This window comes from Chamaesiphon sp. VAR_69_metabat_338, from assembly GCF_031423935.1.
Classification (GTDB): Bacteria; Cyanobacteriota; Cyanobacteriia; order Cyanobacteriales; family Chamaesiphonaceae; genus Chamaesiphon.
In genome coordinates this window covers 1-1,854 of the sequence record NZ_JANPGM010000154.1, presented here as the reverse complement: position 1 = coordinate 1,854, position 1,854 = coordinate 1, and the positions used below count along the sequence as shown (strand labels likewise).

Genomic DNA, 1,854 nt, shown 5'->3' with positions numbered 1-1,854 from the left:
CTCTAGCCTCATTAGACTCGATCGAGATCGTCGCTAAAATTTGATTAAAAACATCTACCGAACTATGGATCTGGCAACTAAATACATGTATTTGTATGGAGCGGGGGGACACTCAAAAGTCATCACAGACATCCTCAATAGCCTCGATATCGAAGTAATTGGCATGTTTGATGACAATCCCCCCAATGCCAAATTCAAGGGCATCGAAATTCGCGATGGCATTCGGCTGTTGGGGTTGGGATTTCCCCAGTTAGACGCACCATTGATTATCAGTGTCGGTAATAATTTGCGACGGGCGGAACTAGCCAAATCGATTCCCGCCACCTACGGTACGGCGATTCATGGCACCGCAATTATTTCCGCCAAAGCAACTGTGGGCGTGGGAACGGTGATTTTGCATGGTGCGATCGTCCAAGCTGGTACGAGCGTTGGCGAACACGTCCTCGTCAATACTGCTGCTAGTATCGACCACGATAATACGATCGGCAACTACGCGCATATTTCGCCCCATGCCACATTGTGCGGTCACGTCCAAGTTGGCGAGGGTACCCATATTGGAGCTGGCGCGGTCGTAATTCCCAGCATTCGGATCGGTCGCTGGTGTACGGTGGGTGCGGGCGCGGTGGTGATTCGCGATATCCCCGATTTTGCGACGGCAGTGGGCAATCCCGCTCGGGTAATCAAAGTTCGCGAGGAACCCGATTTTAGTGCGCTCGACTCACTACTCGATCTCCCTTCACTAGCGGATCGTTAAATTAATTGATAGTTGATAATCGATAACTTTGATGTGCGCTGAAGGGAACTTCCATCTCTAGTGCGACCTGAGAGATCGCGACCTCTTGGCAGAGAATAGGGAATTGAGATCGCAACCGATCTGGTTCGATCTATTTCAAATAGTCGAGGCTGTGAACCGATTAGTCTCGATCGCTGTGTAATTTATGCCACAACTAAGTGCTTATAACTAGTTATCGTTGGCTGGCTCGCCCCAAACGATCGTTGATTTAGCGGATATCGATCGATAATCCAGCGGATATGATGGGACAAGCAAGATTAACTGCTCTCTGTTAGCGACTCGGCCATCGCCCACGATTTCGATGTTGGAAAAATTGTATGAATTTTCCGGATTGACGAGGTAATTGCTTGGATCTTGTATGAGTGAGATCTGTACAGAAGCTGAAATTATTACATAACTAATATAACCATCCACCATGCAGTATTCGAGTTCTACCTGGCAATCCGCACCCCCAACCGATCGAGCATCTTCACCAAAATTATACGATCTGGCCATTATTGGGGCGGGGATTTCGTCAGCATACACCTTGCTGCATTATCTGGAGCGATTGGAGTCGCAGTTTATAGCGGGTCGGACTCAACCTGTCAAAATTGTCGTTACCGAAAAGTCTAGTGAATTCTGGACGGGAATTCCTTATGGCGATCGATCGGGTCGGACAGCTTTATTAATTTCACCACTCAAAGAGTTTATTCCCCAACAACCAGAGCGCGCCCATTTTATCGATTGGTTGAATGCCAATCGCGATCGGTTATTCGATCGGCAATACCAGCAACAAGGCCAATTAGCGAGTAAATGGTTGGACGATAATGCTGCCGATCTGGCACGCGGCGATTGGGACGACTTATTTATTCCCCGCTATACATTTGGATTGTATCTGGGAGCGCGACTGACCGAAGCAATCGCCGCTGCTACAGCTAAAGGCTCGATCGAGTGCGATTTAATTACTGCCGATGTTTGGGATATTCAACGCGATAGCGAGTTATTTTTAGTCGATATTACTACAGCGGCAGATTGCGACCGCTTTACTGCCAAACAGCTCGTCCTGGCGATCGGCAGCCCGC

At 48.5% G+C, this 1,854-nt stretch carries 2 protein-coding genes; both read left to right on the top strand.

The window, feature by feature from the left end; translation table 11 throughout:
* Positions 1-64 precede the first annotated feature (64 nt).
* Positions 65-754: an acetyltransferase gene (locus tag RMO84_RS04640; protein WP_310487312.1), complete on the top strand. Its 690-nt coding sequence runs from the start codon at positions 65-67 to the stop codon at positions 752-754.
* 454 nt (positions 755-1,208) lie between these two features.
* Positions 1,209-1,854: FAD/NAD(P)-binding protein (locus RMO84_RS04635; protein ID WP_310487311.1), on the top strand; the 646-nt coding region annotated here is incomplete at its 3' end.